General features: G+C 36.2%; 19 protein-coding genes. 10 read left to right on the top strand and 9 right to left on the bottom strand.

The genetic code is table 11. From position 1 onward, the window contains the following. Positions 1–394 precede the first annotated feature (394 nt). Genes H6F45_RS25115 through H6F45_RS25105 form a run of 3 tightly spaced genes read left to right on the top strand, consistent with a single transcriptional unit; the run spans position 395 to position 1,775 of the window. Positions 395–1,120, top strand: a complete 726-nt coding sequence (locus tag H6F45_RS25115) for a hypothetical protein (protein ID WP_242052723.1) — start codon at positions 395–397, stop codon at positions 1,118–1,120. Positions 1,121–1,124: 4 nt separating this feature from the next. Further along, complete coding sequence (locus H6F45_RS25110) at positions 1,125–1,562, top strand: hypothetical protein (protein ID WP_190348705.1); 438 nt, start codon at positions 1,125–1,127, stop codon at positions 1,560–1,562. A gap of 36 nt (positions 1,563–1,598) precedes the next feature. Further along, positions 1,599–1,775 carry a type II toxin-antitoxin system HicB family antitoxin gene (locus H6F45_RS25105; protein WP_096569151.1) on the top strand — a complete coding sequence of 59 codons (177 nt, stop codon included), beginning with the start codon at positions 1,599–1,601 and terminating at the stop codon, positions 1,773–1,775. Positions 1,776–1,846: 71 nt separating this feature from the next. Here H6F45_RS25105 and H6F45_RS25100 read toward each other — a convergent pair whose 3' ends face one another. Further along, complete coding sequence (locus tag H6F45_RS25100; protein ID WP_190348704.1) at positions 1,847–2,548, bottom strand: hypothetical protein; 702 nt, start codon at positions 2,546–2,548, stop codon at positions 1,847–1,849. 208 nt (positions 2,549–2,756) lie between these two features. Then, complete coding sequence (locus H6F45_RS25095) at positions 2,757–3,155, bottom strand: hypothetical protein (RefSeq protein ID WP_190348703.1); 399 nt, start codon at positions 3,153–3,155, stop codon at positions 2,757–2,759. A gap of 206 nt (positions 3,156–3,361) precedes the next feature. Here H6F45_RS25095 and H6F45_RS25090 point away from each other — a divergent pair, with 206 nt between their 5' ends. The 4 genes from H6F45_RS25090 (at position 3,362) to H6F45_RS25075 (ending at position 6,163) form a co-directional block, all read left to right on the top strand. After that, on the top strand, positions 3,362–3,580 hold the full coding sequence (locus tag H6F45_RS25090; protein ID WP_096569157.1) for a type II toxin-antitoxin system HicB family antitoxin: 219 nt from the start codon (positions 3,362–3,364) through the stop codon (positions 3,578–3,580). Further along, a complete protein-coding gene (locus H6F45_RS25085; RefSeq protein ID WP_096569159.1) occupies positions 3,577–3,798 on the top strand; it encodes a type II toxin-antitoxin system HicA family toxin in 222 nt (73 codons plus the stop codon). The genes H6F45_RS25090 and H6F45_RS25085 overlap by 4 nt, the downstream gene beginning before the upstream one ends. A gap of 74 nt (positions 3,799–3,872) precedes the next feature. Continuing rightward, positions 3,873–4,961 carry a chorismate synthase gene (gene aroC / locus H6F45_RS25080; RefSeq protein WP_190348702.1) on the top strand — a complete coding sequence of 363 codons (1,089 nt, stop codon included), beginning with the start codon at positions 3,873–3,875 and terminating at the stop codon, positions 4,959–4,961. 302 nt (positions 4,962–5,263) lie between these two features. Further along, a complete protein-coding gene (locus H6F45_RS25075) occupies positions 5,264–6,163 on the top strand; it encodes an LD-carboxypeptidase (protein ID WP_137668329.1) in 900 nt (299 codons plus the stop codon). A 1-nt stretch (position 6,164) separates the two neighbouring features. Here H6F45_RS25075 and H6F45_RS25070 read toward each other — a convergent pair whose 3' ends face one another. Continuing rightward, positions 6,165–6,908 carry a methyltransferase domain-containing protein gene (locus H6F45_RS25070; RefSeq protein ID WP_137668326.1) on the bottom strand — a complete coding sequence of 248 codons (744 nt, stop codon included), beginning with the start codon at positions 6,906–6,908 and terminating at the stop codon, positions 6,165–6,167. A gap of 190 nt (positions 6,909–7,098) precedes the next feature. On the opposite strand from H6F45_RS25070, the gene H6F45_RS25065 reads away from it, so the two are divergent. After that, on the top strand, positions 7,099–7,842 hold the full coding sequence (locus tag H6F45_RS25065; RefSeq protein ID WP_137668327.1) for a class I SAM-dependent methyltransferase: 744 nt from the start codon (positions 7,099–7,101) through the stop codon (positions 7,840–7,842). 108 nt (positions 7,843–7,950) lie between these two features. Here the strand turns inward: H6F45_RS25065 and H6F45_RS25060 are convergent, their stop codons facing one another. Further along, positions 7,951–9,024 carry a glycosyltransferase family 4 protein gene (locus H6F45_RS25060; RefSeq protein WP_190348708.1) on the bottom strand — a complete coding sequence of 358 codons (1,074 nt, stop codon included), beginning with the start codon at positions 9,022–9,024 and terminating at the stop codon, positions 7,951–7,953. A 357-nt stretch (positions 9,025–9,381) separates the two neighbouring features. Here H6F45_RS25060 and H6F45_RS25055 point away from each other — a divergent pair, with 357 nt between their 5' ends. Further along, positions 9,382–10,641 (top strand): ABC transporter substrate-binding protein, encoded by a 1,260-nt coding sequence (locus tag H6F45_RS25055; RefSeq protein ID WP_236104105.1) that lies wholly within the window; start codon positions 9,382–9,384, stop codon positions 10,639–10,641. A 189-nt stretch (positions 10,642–10,830) separates the two neighbouring features. Next, on the top strand, positions 10,831–11,883 hold the full coding sequence (gene hemE / locus H6F45_RS25050) for a uroporphyrinogen decarboxylase (protein ID WP_096569179.1): 1,053 nt from the start codon (positions 10,831–10,833) through the stop codon (positions 11,881–11,883). A gap of 137 nt (positions 11,884–12,020) precedes the next feature. On the opposite strand, the gene H6F45_RS25045 is transcribed toward hemE, so the two are convergent. The 5 genes from H6F45_RS25045 to H6F45_RS25025 form a co-directional block, all read right to left on the bottom strand. Further along, entirely contained in the window at positions 12,021–12,530 is a 510-nt protein-coding gene (locus H6F45_RS25045) for a type II toxin-antitoxin system YhaV family toxin (RefSeq protein WP_199301910.1), read from the bottom strand. Positions 12,531–12,532: 2 nt separating this feature from the next. After that, a complete protein-coding gene (locus tag H6F45_RS25040; RefSeq protein WP_190348701.1) occupies positions 12,533–12,865 on the bottom strand; it encodes a type II toxin-antitoxin system PrlF family antitoxin in 333 nt (110 codons plus the stop codon). Between the two features lie 118 nt (positions 12,866–12,983). Then, positions 12,984–13,319 carry a type II toxin-antitoxin system PemK/MazF family toxin gene (locus H6F45_RS25035; RefSeq protein ID WP_190348700.1) on the bottom strand — a complete coding sequence of 112 codons (336 nt, stop codon included), beginning with the start codon at positions 13,317–13,319 and terminating at the stop codon, positions 12,984–12,986. After that, positions 13,310–13,525, bottom strand: coding sequence for a hypothetical protein (locus H6F45_RS25030; RefSeq protein WP_190348699.1), 216 nt, complete (start codon positions 13,523–13,525; stop codon positions 13,310–13,312). Before H6F45_RS25030 ends, H6F45_RS25035 begins: the two co-directional genes overlap by 10 nt. Positions 13,526–13,807: 282 nt before the next feature. After that, a partial coding sequence (locus tag H6F45_RS25025) for a GUN4 domain-containing protein (RefSeq protein ID WP_190348698.1) occupies positions 13,808–14,769 on the bottom strand: 962 nt, incomplete at its 5' end.

The following is a 14,769-nucleotide window of genomic DNA, read 5'->3' as shown; positions in this document are numbered from 1 at the left end:
AGACTTAGCTGCTGGTGAAGTTGCTCCTGTTGCTTTGACTGCTCCTGCAATCAACGGTTAATCTGAAACTGGGTTTAATAAGCTTAGTTAAATAAGAAAATACCCTCCAGAAATGGGGGGTATTTTTTTGTCAGAATCAGGATATCCAGGATTTAAGGATGTACAGGATGGAAATTTTAAGGAGTTTCAGGAAGGTAGGAATTATTACATATTTTACGTTTTAGTTACTGCAAAAGTAAATGTTAAATAATTTTGATGGGATGTTTTTCTGGAATACCCATGTTTGATAAACTTAATAAACAAAATGGTATAAAATTACCTTAATAACGGTTGATGGAGATTTGACTTGACCAAAAACAGGATTAGACTACAAGCAAATGAGATTAAGCCCAGGTTGCAACTTCTAAAAAAGAAAGCTTTATTTATAGAACCTAAGTTAGCAGCTAGGATTAATGAAATTGGAACTACACTATCTAAATATAAAAACGAAATTTTGGAGAAAAAACGGTTTTTAATAGACTTCCTGAATGAATTTTATTATGATATTGAAACTTATCTATATACAATCCAACCACTTTTAAAGTTATCTCCAGCAGAAAGAGAAAGATATTGCCAACAAAAGAATATATCTGTAACTGAGTATTACTGGTATACAGTAATCTTACCTAAATGGTTGAGTCAAGAAGATCCCAAATTTTCTTTTTGGATTGAAAAACTTATACAAGACGAGTATACTGGTAATGATGAAGATTTAATTTTAAATTTGACTAAAACTATCAACTCTAGAAATGATGGGAGTGCTTCTAACCGTTACATTCTAGATTTATCTATGGCTACAGATTTACTTGTTAGTCATGTTCCTAGTACACTTGAGCCTATTTTTGTTCAACTTACAGGTATTTCTAACTTGCAGGATGGACAACCCAACCCTGATTTTCTAAATAAGCAGCAGCGATGGAATAACACTCTATCATGTTGGGGTATTAAAAGGGCTTTATTGGTTGCTCATGATAATCAAGTGAACAGTCCAAACAATCTACTCAAGTTAGCTGATGTTATGCTAAAAGAGAGTAGCGATCGCCCGACTAATTTTATTGCTGTTATACCTTTTCCTGGATAGTATTATGACTAACGATGTAAAGATTTATAATCAGTCCAGTTCTGAGATAGATTGGAAATATTTGGAAGCATCCCAACAATTGCAACTAGATAAGCAAAATTATGGTGCTGATTATATTCATCTTTATGTTGATGATATAGAAGGTGATTGGCTGGAAAATTGGGATTGGGAAGATGATTTAACAGATTATATTGATGCTTTTTATCATCATTGTGAACAGGGTAATTATCAATTTGCTTTTGATACTTTAAAGGTTTGTGATGATTTATTGCATCAACCGGAAAATTATGAAAAGGGTTTAGAGGTTTATGGTTATTTGTTTGAAAGGTTAGAGTTAGAATGTGCAAAACAAACTGATGTAAATAACCAAGAAATTTTGAAAGAAGCAAAACACCGCATTTTTATATTGCGAAATAATGGGCAAATGGAAAATATGATATGATAGTCAATGTTTTAGTAAACAAGGAAAGTTTATTTTATGTCCTATAAAGTTAGTATTGTCATTGAAAAAGATGAACATGGATATTATGCTTATTGTCCTGAACTTCCTGGTTGTCAATCTGAAGGTGATTCATTAGAAGCAGTACAAGCAAATATCAAGGAAGCAGTTGAATTATATATAGAAACATTATCAGAATTTGAGAAGATGTTTTAAATTTATTTTTGTCTGAATCAGGATGTCCAGGATTTAAGGATTTACAGGATGGGAATTTTTATGATTAAATTTTATTCATTTTTATTTTCATTCATGAAATCAACATATTCACGCCACGCTGTAGAGGTTGTTTCTTGAAGATCAATTTCTAAATAATTTTCTCTAATGTAATTCAGCAATTCATCAAATACTGATTCAAGCTCTCTTAAAGCTTTTTCAATATCATTCCAATCTTTTTGTTGTTTGTCGGTTAATGGCATATAGTCATGAACTTGAAAAAAGAGACAACGACCTGGTGGAAAATGATAATGTTCACCGTATGAAAGAGTTTTACCCCATGTAACATGAACTTTCTCTACTAAGTCTTTAAGTTTATCATCATAAAGGTGGTAGTTTCCGCTCGTCAATTTTCCTTCAAAAGTGTTATAAAAGTAGAATATTTCAGTATAAACTTTTTGTGGAGCTTCGTTTATATGGTTCTTAATACTCGTTATATGAATTGTTTCCAGAATAGTTTGAATAGTGGAAATGTCACGCTTACGCTTTATTTCTTCTGGGGTAAGTTCAGCTTTGTATTTTGGTTTATTCGGCGATTTTTCAATAATTAGTTTTAAGGCTTCATGAATTTTCTGGCTGAGTTGTTTTTGATTTCCTTGCAACTGCTTTTCTGTAAAATATTCTGCTTTAGGACTTGAATTATAGTCAGTAATGCGATTGACAACTATATCAAAAGGTGCATCTTTTAAATCACCATAGGATGTATTGAATAACATAATTAGGGGTTGCTGAGAAAGTCTTTCCGTGAGGGCATAGGAGTCAGGAGTCAGGAGTCAGGAGTCAGGAGGAGATTTGAAAATTTCTTTGCCATCTCTTGAAATCCCCAAAAATGCACACTTTTTCCGGTATACCCTTCAAAACCCTTGCACTAATTTCTGTGTTTATCAGCCTCTAACCTTTGATATATCAAGGTTTTAGGTTTATTCAGCAAACCCTAATTATTCTCTCCCAACCAAGAAGCGCAATTGCATATCCTAGTTCAATCATTACATTTGGGTTGGGAACAGTTCTTACTTCTTGTGGCTTTTTTCTACCTTCTGTAGCTTGCAGGTTTTTGATAGCTTCTATAACTTCTTTATTAATTGTAGTTATGTCACAAATAAAGGCATCAGCAGATGCAATTTTATCAAAAATAGCGGATGGTATATGAGGGCTTCCAGGTAGATCACGTGTTGCTTCATCTAAAGTAATACGTAAATCAATTTCTTTAAACTCATTTTCCAGTTTATTGCTCGCTATTCCGATAGCCCCTTTAATTACTCCTTGGTTAGTTTCTTTTGGTAAATCAGATTGCCAAGAGTAGAATACTGTAAACTGCATCATAATGTATATTTTTGGAAGTTTCTTTATATCATAACCATTTTACATCACGGTTTGTAATTTGCATAATCAACATAGCGTTAACAATGCCAATCTCAATTTAAAATACATTTGGCAAATTGACAAATAATGTTATATCATATAAATGATTTACCTAAATAAAATAAATTGAACCAGATTGTTTATTCCATCAAAAAAATCCTTGAACTATGAAAACAATGAAATCTCAACGTAAAGTGCTGTTATCTCATGGTGAAGATGGGTATTTTGTTGTTGAAGTACCCAGTTTACCCGGTTGTATTAGTCAGGGTAAAACCCGTGAGGAAGCTTTAGCTAATATTGAAGAAGCAATATCTCTATATATTGAAGTTTTACAAGATAGAGGTGAACCTGTTCCAGAAGATACAGTTGAGGTAGTGTTGGTGTGAGTAAATTACCTATTGTCTCAGGTTTAGAGTGTGTGAAAGCATTAGAAAAAATCGGCTTTTTTGTAGATAGACAAAGAGGAAGTCACATTATATTGGTTCGTGAAGAACCGAGAACTACAATATCTGTACCAGATCATAAAGAATTAGATAGGGGTACTTTGCGAGGAATTATTCGACAAGCAGGTTTAAGTGTAGATGAATTTATTGAATTATTGTGACACAGCAATAAAGGCATGATCTCTGGTACAACACCATGTAAAATACATAATTCAGACTGTATTTCCTCAACAACATGGGTAGCACATTTGGTCATCTTTTCCGAATCACGACATTTGGCGAATCTCACGGCGGCGGTGTGGGTGTTATCATTGATGGTTGTCCCCCACGACTGGAAATTTCCCCGGAAGAAATTCAATTTGAACTAGACAGAAGACGGCCAGGACAAAGTAAAATCACAACACCCCGCAAAGAAGCAGACACCTGTGAGATATTGTCAGGGACATTTGAAGGTAAAACCCTGGGAACACCCATCGCAATTTTAGTCAGAAATAAAGATACCCGTTCCCAAGACTACGATGAGATGGCGCAAAAATACCGTCCTTCCCATGCGGATGCTACCTATGATGCAAAATATGGATTTAGAAATTGGCAAGGTGGCGGAAGGTCGTCAGCGCGTGAGACAATAGGGAGAGTAGCTGCTGGTGCGATCGCTAAAAAAATTCTCCGTCAAGTTGCAGGTGTAGAAATTATCGCCTATGTTAAACGCATCAAAGACTTAGAAGGAAATGTTGATACAAACACCGTCACCTTGGAAGATGTAGAAAGTAACATTGTGCGTTGTCCCGATGGGGAAATGGCCAACCAAATGATAGAGTTAATTGAAAAAACTGGTAGAGATGGTAACTCTATTGGTGGTGTAGTTGAATGTGTAGTGAGAAACGTTCCCAAAGGTTTAGGAGAACCGGTTTTTGATAAATTAGAAGCAGACTTAGCAAAAGCAGTAATGTCACTTCCTGCAAGTAAAGGTTTTGAAATTGGTTCAGGTTTTGACGGAACATTATTAACAGGGTTTGAACATAACGACGAATTTTATATTGATGAAAACGGAGAAATTAGAACATTAACCAACCGTTCTGGAGGTATTCAAGGAGGAATTTCCAACGGCGAAAATATTATTTTACGAGTTGCTTTCAAACCAACCGCCACTATTAGAAAAGAACAAAAAACCGTCACTAAAGAAGGAGAAGAAACGGTTTTAGCCGGAAAAGGAAGACATGATCCTTGTGTGTTACCCCGTGCTGTTCCTATGGTTGATGCGATGGTAGCTTTGGTTTTATGCGATCATCTTTTAAGGCATCATGGACAGTGTAAGTTATTGTAGAGATTTGGAAATTCAGAACTTACAAAATAACTGAAAATCTCTCTCAAACTCTCTTTTCTTCGCTTCCTACCCTTCGGGAACACCTTCGGTGAACGTGTCTTCGTGGTTCATTTGTAGGAAATAGAAGAAAACGAACCGCAAAGGACACAAAGAACGCAAAGGAAAGAGGTTAGAAGAGGAATTTTTAGTTAGTCCTGTATGATATCTTACTTAATTGAGATGAATACTGAATAAAAATTTTTTGCTTGAGTTCTTTCTTTGTGAACTTTGCGTACTTTGCGGTTAGTTATAAATTAAAATTCATGCCTCCCATCATCTTACCTCCTCCTCTAAAACCCGGTGATTTATTGCGCGTTATTGCTCCTAGTGGTGCGTTAAGAGAATTTGCAGCTTTTGAAAAAAGTCTAGAAATTTGGAAAGCGCACGGTTACAATATCCAAATTAGCGATAATCTAGAAAGTAGACATGGTTATCTTGCCGGTAATGATGATCACCGTCGTCAACAACTGGCCGCAGCATGGCATGATCCAGAATGTCGCGGTATTATCTGCTCTAGGGGTGGTTTTGGAAGTACCCGCATTTTGGAAAATTGGACTTGGGAACAAAAAACGGCTGATCCTAAATGGTTGATCGGTTTTTCTGATATCACAGCCCTGCTTTGGAGTCTCTATAAAGTTGGTATTTCTGGTGTGCATGGTCCCGTACTCACTACCCTCAAAGATGAGCCAGAATGGTCAATAAAACGGTTACTTGATATTTTAGCAGGTCGAGCGATCGCACCTTTAAAGGGTAATGGTTGGGGTGGTGGTACAGTGACAGGGGTGTTACTTCCTGGTAATCTCACAGTAGCAACCCATCTTTTAGGTACACCACTTTTACCGGATCTAGATGGTGTAATATTGGCTTTGGAAGATGTGACAGAACCACCCTATCGAATTGATCGGATGTTAACTCAATGGCGGTTAAGTGGTATGCTATCTAAGGTTCGCGGTATTGCTTTGGGAGGTTTTACCAAGTGTGATGCACCTCCGAATATACCCAGTTTGAGTATAGAGGAGGTTTTGGGCGATCGCTTATCTGATCTCAATATTCCCATTGTTTCCGATTTACCCTTTGGTCATGATAGCCCTAATGCAGCTTTACCTGTGGGGGTACAAGCAACATTAGACGCAGATCAGGGAATATTAGAAATTATTCCTTAAATTAACTCCATTTGCGATAACAACGAGCAGTAATTAAATAAGGATGAAAAACTTCTACAAATTTAGTTTGTAATGTCTGAAAAAACCTATCTAGCAATTCTGGTTCATCATGGTGAAAAGGATATTCTTGATTAAAACCTTTAAAGAAATACCAATTCATAATGATTTTTCCTGCATCATCTAAAGACTGATGGAATGTAAGTAATTGTTGAATAGGATCTGGTAAATGTTCTAAAACATCAAAACAAACAATAGTATCAAACATTTCTGAACTAGGCATTTCTTGACACAAAATTATTTTTTTGTCTAACCCTAATTGTTTAGCTCGATATTCGACAAACTCGCAATTAATCGGATTAATATCAAAATAAAACACCTCTTTAACATTTGGCGAAAGTGCAGCACCAATAGCATGAGTACCAATTCCCCCACCAAAATCTAATACCCTACCTTGAGCATATTTGGCAATTAATAGTAAAGTATTACCAATATAATCATGACTGTTTAAATGCCATGCTCCAAGCTCAAAAAGATACTCATTTTTTACCTGATCCTGATAGAAAGCTGTGGCTTTTTCCCAGTCAAAATCTTTATGGCCTAACTCAGCCATTTCTTTTTGACCAGCAGCTAATTTACTTTCTAATGTTTGCTCATCCAAACTTAAAAATTCCTGGAGATGTTGCTTTAAACTAAAAGCATCTTCCCAAAAGCTATTTAAAAAAGATGGAATAGGTGGTGTGATCATATTTTTCTACCTGCTGAATACAATAATTTAGCTAAATCATGCGTAATATTTGATATTATGCCTAAAAGCACATCAATTTCACAATTGTATCGGAAATTGACCTAAACTGCTGCATAGTCATAAGTACACACTCTAGCCTAAGTGCTGTATCTTCGTATTTTTAACATATTTTCATTGACAGGAGATCAAAATGCCTAGTGTTCAGGAAAACTTAAATAAATGGTCTAACTACGATTGGAAAGATCAGGGTAATGAATGGTCGAGTTCATGGGGTGGAACAGATAACTGTTTTTTTGGAACTATACATCCGCGAATTAAAACCTTTATTCCTGAGACAAAAACAGGAACAACAATATTAGAAATAGCTCCTGGTTTTGGACGTTGTACACAATATTTAAAGGATTATTGTCAAGATTTAATTATCGTAGATTTAACTGAAAAGTGTATTGCCGCTTGTCAAGAACGCTTTGCAGATTGTTCTCACATTACATATCATGTCAATGATGGAAAATCATTAACCATGATTGAAGATGAATCTATTGATTTCGTTTTTAGTTTTGATTCCTTAGTCCATGTGGAAAAAGATGTCATTAAATCCTATTTACAACAGATAGCCCTGAAACTTAAACCCAATGGTGTAGGATTTATCCATCATTCTAACTTGGGCAATTATCTCAATCCCGCTACTGGAAAGCTAGAGGTAGAAAACATTCATTGGCGAGCAGAAAGCATGAGTGCTAAACTATTTGAGCAATACTCCCAAGAGGCTGGCTTACAATGTTTTCACCAAGAAATAGTTAATTGGTGTGGCGATATTTTGTGTGATTGCTTTTCCTTAATTACACCAAAAAACTCTCAATGGAGTCAACCCAATCATGTAATTGAAAATCCGAATTTTGGTGCAGAAGCTCAACGTTTACGCCAAGTATCATAAAATAATTGGAGGTAAGCAAGATGCTTACCCCAAAAGATTTTGAATATTTTGCTGTCATATCATGTTCAGTAAAAACAGATAAGGAATAAGCAAACTATTGATTTTTTCTTATCTGTGTAAAATCTTCTCAAACCATTGTTCTACACGAGCGCCCATTGCCGCCAAAGAATATAAACTCTCTGCTTGCTGGCGACAATTTTGACGATCAATAGTGTGTACCCGTTTAACAGCATCTATTAAACCTTGTATACTATCTGGCTCAACCAAAAACCCAGTTTTGCCATCTTCCACTATTTCCACTAAACCGCCCCGACTATAAGCAATCACCGGTACTCCACAAGCTAAAGATTCTAAACCTACAGTGGGGAAAGCGTCTATCCAGTGGGGAGTAGCTAACATAGCTTGACATTCCCTCAGTCCCGCTTGTAATTCGTTTGTAGAGACAAATCCTTGGTAATCTATCTGTGCATCGGGATACGCTTGGCGAACTTGTTGCCAATATTCCTCATTTTGCATCAAACCAAAGATTTTTAGAGGCATTCCTAAAGTGTTTGCTGCTGCTACCGCATCTTCTAAACCTTTTTCTGGTGCTATGCGCCCTACCCAACCTAAGCTATTACCAGGTTGATCACAAAACTGATACAAAGACAAGTCTAATCCATTAAACAAACAAACACATTCATCAGGGCAAGGAAAAGTGGCAGCTTGTGTTTTTGAGTGAACACCAATAGCATGAGGAAACTGAGTTGCTACCTTGGCAATCATGTCATCCATCGCATCCAGTAGAGAACTCATACTAATTAAATGGGCTACTGGACGAGGAAAAAATTGCGTTAAATATAATGGCAACCAATCATAGCTAAAATTCAAAATTAAATCATAATTTCCCTGTACTTGATAAGCATAACTCCACATATTTGCTAAAACTGAATTTGTGGGAATGCCAATTTCTGCATCATACTTTTGATCTTGGGCGGCATTTTGTGTATTTCCGGGTATTTCTATCAAAGGTAACGAACCACTGCGAGAACCTGCTGGTGCAACAATATCTATTGTGTGTCCTCTTTGCTGCATTGCTTTGACAATATTGGGGAGGGTGACTTCTATTCCACCACCTAACCCTGAACCCAAAGCACCAACACCTGTGGACATAAATAATAATTTGTAAGTCGGTTGACTCATCATTAATATCCTCAATTAAAAATTGCAGTTATCATCATACATGAGTAACTCTACAAATTAAATAGGAATACTATATTTTTGTGATAATTTTTCAGCCTCCAGTGATTAATTATTTTTGCTTTGACATTGGGTAATTAATTTACCAATCTGAGTTTTATATATTGCGGCTTTGATTAAATGCGTGCAAGCATGATATATGTAGCCATTTAATTAGGCTATAAAATTTTGAGAGTTAATGAATATAAATCACAAATTACGATATATAATGATAAAGTGAAAATCCCTAATAAATCAGCAATTTTCTCAGCCACCAACATGAAATTTATCAGGATTCGGTTTTTTAATTCCACTCAGAGGATGTTCACAACGGTAATCATCTTAATTTCTTGTTTCCTATTTCTATTTAGTTGTCAGCAGAATATTCAAAAAGATAATAATATCATTCATGTGACTTTATGGCAAGGAATTAACCCGCCAGTGAATCGGGATGTATTCAATAAATTAGTAGATCAATTTAATCAGGAAAATTCTCATATTCATGTAGACTCAATTTTCACAGGTACACCAGAGGAACAATTACCGAAAATATTAACCGCAGTGGTAGGTAATGCGGCTCCAGATATTTTAAATTTTTCTGCCCAAATAACTGGACAGTTAGTAGAATTAGGAGCAGTTGAACCTTTAGATGATTGGTTTAATCAATCAGCGGCCAAATCGGAAATTTATCCGCAAGTGATAGAGGAATTACAATTAGATGATCACCTCTGGTCAGTTCCTCTTTATACTGCTAATCTGGGCATTTTTTACCGAAATGATTTATTTAAAAAAGCGGGAATTAGTGAAACTCCTAAAAACTGGCAAGAATTAAGGGAAGTTGCCAAAAAATTAACTATTGATCGCAACGGCGATCAACGTCCAGAACAATATGGAATTTTATTACCTTTGGGCAAGCAAGAATGGACTGTTTTTAGTTGGTTTCCCTTTTTATTAGGTGCAGGTGGTGAAATATTAAATAATAACCATCCTAATTTAAATAATCCAGATGCTATTCAAGCATTACAATTTTGGCAAGACTTAATTAAAGATGGTTCAGCAACTCTTTCTCCCCCGGAAAGAGGCTATGAAGAAGATGCTTTTATTCAAGGTCGTGTAGCGATGCAAATTACTGGACCCTGGACTTATATTAAAAACTCTAATGTTGATTTTGGTGTGTTTCCCATTCCTGAAAATAAAGTACGGGCGACAGTCATAGGTAATGGCAATTTTTATTTAATGAAAACTACACCAGAAAAACAAAAAGCGGCTTTGGAATTTTTAGAGTTTGTTGTCAGTAAACAATTTCAAACCGAATGGGCAATGGGTACTGGTTTTTTACCTGTAAATATCAAATCTGCACAAAGCCCAGAATACCAAGAATATCTCAAATCCAGACCTTGGTTAAAAGTGTTTGTAGACCAAATTCCTGTGGCTGGTTCTCGACCTACAATAGCTGGTTATAGTCGCATTTCTGATAGTTTAGGTAGAGCAATAGAAGCTACATTACTAGGTAAATCTTCCCCTGAAGCCGCCCTAAAACAAGCTCAGGAACGGTTAGAAGTGATTTGGGGAGAAAAATAGGTGATTGGTGATTGGGGACTGGGGAGAAATATTTACCTCCTGACTCCTGACTCCTCAATTATCAATTTTAACGTTTTATTAAGTTAAGTAAAGCAAGTGTTAGAGCTTTTGGAGGATAGGACTCAAGCGTAATCTGAGGATGATAAGCTAAACAGTGAAATATAAAAGTGACTTAGGATGTAGTGTTAAATGGGTGTTTCCTCAACAGTTCCTCTCCTCCTTAGGGCTGCACGCGGTGAAAAAGTAGATCGTCCCCCTGTATGGATGATGCGACAAGCGGGGCGCTATATGAAAGCGTATCGGGACTTGCGGGAGAAATATCCTTCTTTTCGGGAACGCTCAGAAATTCCTGAAGTTGCGATCGAAGTTTCCCTGCAACCTTGGAAAGCTTTTCAACCCGACGGCGTAATTTTGTTTTCCGATATTGTCACCCCCTTACCTGGTATGGGTATTGACATGGATATTGCGGAAGGGAAGGGACCGATTATTTTTTCGCCCATTCGCACACAAGCACAAATTGATAACCTGCGTCCCCTAGATCCTGAAGCTGCTTTACCGTTTATTAAGACCATTTTGGGGTCTTTACGGCAAGAAGTCGGCGATAAATCAACGGTTTTGGGTTTTGTGGGCGCTCCTTGGACTTTGGCGGCCTATGCAGTGGAAGGTAAAGGTTCTAAAACCTATTCCATCATTAAAAACATGGCTTTCTCAGATCCAAAAATTCTGCATCAGCTATTAACTAAGTTGGCTGAGTCCATTGCTGATTATGTGCGCTATCAAATTGATTGTGGCGCTCAAGTGGTGCAGATGTTTGATTCTTGGGCAGGACAATTAAGCCCCCAAGACTATGATACCTTTGCTTTACCTTACCAAAAAATGGTGTTTGATTTGGTGAAACAAACTCATCCTGACACACCGTTAATTTTGTTAGTGACTGGTAGTGCAGGACTTTTAGAAAGAATGGCTACCTCTGGTGCAGATATCCTCACCATTGACTGGACTGTGGATATGGCAGATGCACGCAGAAGACTGGGTAAAGACGTGAAAGTACAGGGTAATCTTGATCCGGGTGTGTTATTTGGTTCTAAAGAATTTATCCGCGATCGCATTTTGGACACCGTTCGCAAAGCCGGCGACTGGGGACATATTCTTAACCTGGGACATGGTGTATTACCAGAAACACCAGAAGAAAATGTTGCTCATTTCTTTGAAACTGCCAAAAATCTCAACGCTTTGGTTTAGTTTCTGGTTTATTGGGTGGGTTTTTTACCCACCTAATTTTTAGGGAACGCAGATAAACGCAGATGAGGAAATATCTGTTATGTTTCAGTAAGTTAACAGCTATATCCTGTGCATCTTTTAATCCTGGTTATCCCTTCCTAAATCTCTGTTTTGAAAATCTGTTCTAAACGATTAGTTTGATTTTCTGCTTCTTTGAATAAATCATTCCAATCATCTGGAGGATTGCCACTTTCTAGCATTTTTTGGAATACTCGATAAGCATCGGTTTTACTTTGATATGCTCGCTTGGTGTTTTCATCGTTTACCCAAGCATAAACAATGATTTTACCCTGTTGATGATATCTAAAAAATAATCGGTATTGCTGAAAAAATTTAGCTCTAAACCAGTGTTTATATTCATCTCCCAAGGTTGTACCTTGACGATAATCGTTTAATGTTGGATCTTGAGGAATGACATTAAATGCAAGTTTAAAAATAGCAGCTAAACGTTTTGTGGTGTTTTTCTGTTTGTATTCTTGAGGATATTTCTGACGTAAATTTTCTACTTGTGTGATCAGTGCTTCTAACTGTTCTAAAAACAAGGGATGAGCAAATATAGTCCATCCATTAATTATTAAGGGTTGTATTAAGGGTTGATCTTCAGACAATTTTACTCATCCTCGTCTGATAGTGGTGTATCCAGATCAATTTCTACATCAGCAACTAAGGATTGAATACGGGTTACTAATTCTGGTTTAATTAATTGTAAATGCTGAGGATTTTTTTCTATATCCTGGGCAATAAAGTTTAAAAATTCCCCCAATGTTGGATCTTCTTCTTTTTGATCAACGCGAGAAATAATTACTTTACCGTCGGGTTGAATCACATAACGAATTTTATCACGTTTACCCAAGCCTAGAGCTTTACGCACGGGTTCGGGTATTGTGGTTTGATATCTGTCTGTTAGGGTGGACTCTGAGGATGGTGTGGGTTTGACAACCATAACAATTTTGAGGCTTGTTTTTTATTTTTAATGTAATGCAGTTGCATTGTGTTGTCAATGGTTACACTAACATCCTATAAGTTTTTTAATCGTAAAAATATGCCTAATCTTTTAAAATTCAATTTGCTAGATTTTGTCTAATTTTTGTTAATCTTGCTTCAGAAATTTCACCAATTTTTCCTAAAAGTATCTGTTCGGAAACTACAGCTAGTCGTGAAACTCGAAACACACTTTCTGATTTTAAGCCTGTTTGCGAAAAATCAATATCTTGGGGTGAGATAATTTCATCTAATCCTGCTATTTCTTGTCCTGTTTTTGTGGAAATCATACAGGCTAACCAGTCATCATAACTATTATTAGATAGGGGTTTGATGAGTAGTGCAGGGCGTAGTTTCCCCAGTGTCAGGTTAGTTTGCGGAAATCTGAAAAGAACGATTTGACCTGCTATTGCCATTTTTCTATTAAATCAGATTCGGTGTATTCAGGAAGATGATCATTTTCTAAGTCTCTCATAGCTTGTTCTAAGGAAAATTCGTTCCATTCTTTATTTTCTTTGTTAGTCAAAATTGGGATTAATATTTTTTGAATTGTCCATTTTTCTTCTTCTATCAGTTCTAAAATAGTTTCTTTTATCAGGGCTTTTAATTGTTGGTTTTCCATTGTTCACTTTTGGTTGATTATTCTTTGATTTTACCTTATTTTTAAGTTGTGGATCTGTGACTAGGAGATTGAGAATGAACCACAGAGGCACAGAGGACACAGAGAGAATCTTCTAGATCCCCGACTTCTTTTGTTAATCTTTTCATTCATAAGTTTAATTATCATAGAAGTCGGGGATCTTTGGCTATGTTATTTTTTAGTAGGTTAACGGTAATATCCTGTACATCCTTTAATCCTGGTTATCCTGATTCAGACTTAATATTTTTCTGTAATCTTTAAATTCTACAGTCCACAAGTCTCAAGGCGAGAGAAAAGAACTCCTCTCCCTAAACCTCCCGTATTCCATCGTAACCGTGCTGGTAAGTGGCCTTCTGGTGCTTTTATATCAAAAGTAATATCTTTGTAGGATAACCAGTAGGATAACCATTTTCCCTCTTTTCTCCATCCTAGTCTATCACCAAAGGCTATCCAAATTTTCTCATCATATTTTCTAGTTCCCCCCAAACTTTGATAAATCCGTTTCTGTACAGAAAATCCAAAGCGATCCTTACTATATTTGATCCATAATTTGTCAATAGTGTACAGGTCATTACAGGGAAAATTATCAATACTTGGAGCATCTAAAAAACCTTCTTTTTCCCGGTTTGCTACTGCTAACATTACCCGCGCTGTTTCCTCATCTGCTTCTTTCCATTGACCTGTAGATAATAATTGTTCTAGTTTTTGATATCGACTAGGTACAGATGGAGAAGAAATATTAACAGATGTTTGGTTAATAGGTATTTGTGAAGTATTTTGTTGATTTATAGGATTGATATCCTGCATCACTTCTTTAACAGATTGATAACGATATTTAGCAATAGGACTTGCTAATTTTTCCAAAATCTTTCCTAATTCATCACTTACCACATTCCCATTTAAAAAATCTCTCCATACCCATTCCCCTTCCATCGGACTATATAAATCAAAGGGACTAACTCCTGTTAATAAATGCAAACAAGTTACCCCTAAACTATATAAATCACTAATAAATAATGGTTTACCCATTGACTGTTCAGGGGCGCAATATTCAGCAGATCCAATAATTGTTCCTGTAGCTGTGCGTTGCTGTGGTTTAACTATTTTCGCCGCCCCAAAATCTACTAAAAATAACTTATTTTCACTACTCAAAATAATATTTTCTGGTTTAATATCTCGATGAATTACTTGTTTACTATGAACAAAATCTAATATTTGCAAAACTT

The organism is Sphaerospermopsis sp. FACHB-1194 (assembly GCF_014696235.1).
GTDB lineage: Bacteria > Cyanobacteriota > Cyanobacteriia > Cyanobacteriales > Nostocaceae > Sphaerospermopsis > Sphaerospermopsis kisseleviana.
Note: the sequence above shows the minus strand (reverse complement) of the source record. Positions and strands in the feature narration are given on the sequence as shown.

Excerpts from the sequence above, each read along its gene's own strand:
- H6F45_RS25040 (WP_190348701.1), bottom strand. The coding sequence starts at position 12,865 with ATGGTTGTCAAACCCACACCATCCTCAGAGTCCACCCTAACAGACAGA.
- aroC (WP_190348702.1), top strand. The coding sequence starts at position 3,873 with ATGGGTAGCACATTTGGTCATCTTTTCCGAATCACGACATTTGGCGAA.
- hemE (WP_096569179.1), top strand. The coding sequence starts at position 10,831 with ATGGGTGTTTCCTCAACAGTTCCTCTCCTCCTTAGGGCTGCACGCGGT.
- H6F45_RS25095 (WP_190348703.1), bottom strand. The coding sequence starts at position 3,155 with ATGATGCAGTTTACAGTATTCTACTCTTGGCAATCTGATTTACCAAAA.
- H6F45_RS25110 (WP_190348705.1), top strand. The coding sequence starts at position 1,125 with ATGACTAACGATGTAAAGATTTATAATCAGTCCAGTTCTGAGATAGAT.
- H6F45_RS25100 (WP_190348704.1), bottom strand. The coding sequence starts at position 2,548 with ATGTTATTCAATACATCCTATGGTGATTTAAAAGATGCACCTTTTGAT.
- H6F45_RS25030 (WP_190348699.1), bottom strand. The coding sequence starts at position 13,525 with ATGGAAAACCAACAATTAAAAGCCCTGATAAAAGAAACTATTTTAGAA.
- H6F45_RS25105 (WP_096569151.1), top strand. The coding sequence starts at position 1,599 with ATGTCCTATAAAGTTAGTATTGTCATTGAAAAAGATGAACATGGATAT.
- H6F45_RS25055 (WP_236104105.1), top strand. The coding sequence starts at position 9,382 with ATGTTCACAACGGTAATCATCTTAATTTCTTGTTTCCTATTTCTATTT.
- H6F45_RS25060 (WP_190348708.1), bottom strand. The coding sequence starts at position 9,024 with ATGAGTCAACCGACTTACAAATTATTATTTATGTCCACAGGTGTTGGT.
- H6F45_RS25065 (WP_137668327.1), top strand. The coding sequence starts at position 7,099 with ATGCCTAGTGTTCAGGAAAACTTAAATAAATGGTCTAACTACGATTGG.
- H6F45_RS25075 (WP_137668329.1), top strand. The coding sequence starts at position 5,264 with ATGCCTCCCATCATCTTACCTCCTCCTCTAAAACCCGGTGATTTATTG.
- H6F45_RS25035 (WP_190348700.1), bottom strand. The coding sequence starts at position 13,319 with ATGGCAATAGCAGGTCAAATCGTTCTTTTCAGATTTCCGCAAACTAAC.
- H6F45_RS25070 (WP_137668326.1), bottom strand. The coding sequence starts at position 6,908 with ATGATCACACCACCTATTCCATCTTTTTTAAATAGCTTTTGGGAAGAT.
- H6F45_RS25090 (WP_096569157.1), top strand. The coding sequence starts at position 3,362 with ATGAAAACAATGAAATCTCAACGTAAAGTGCTGTTATCTCATGGTGAA.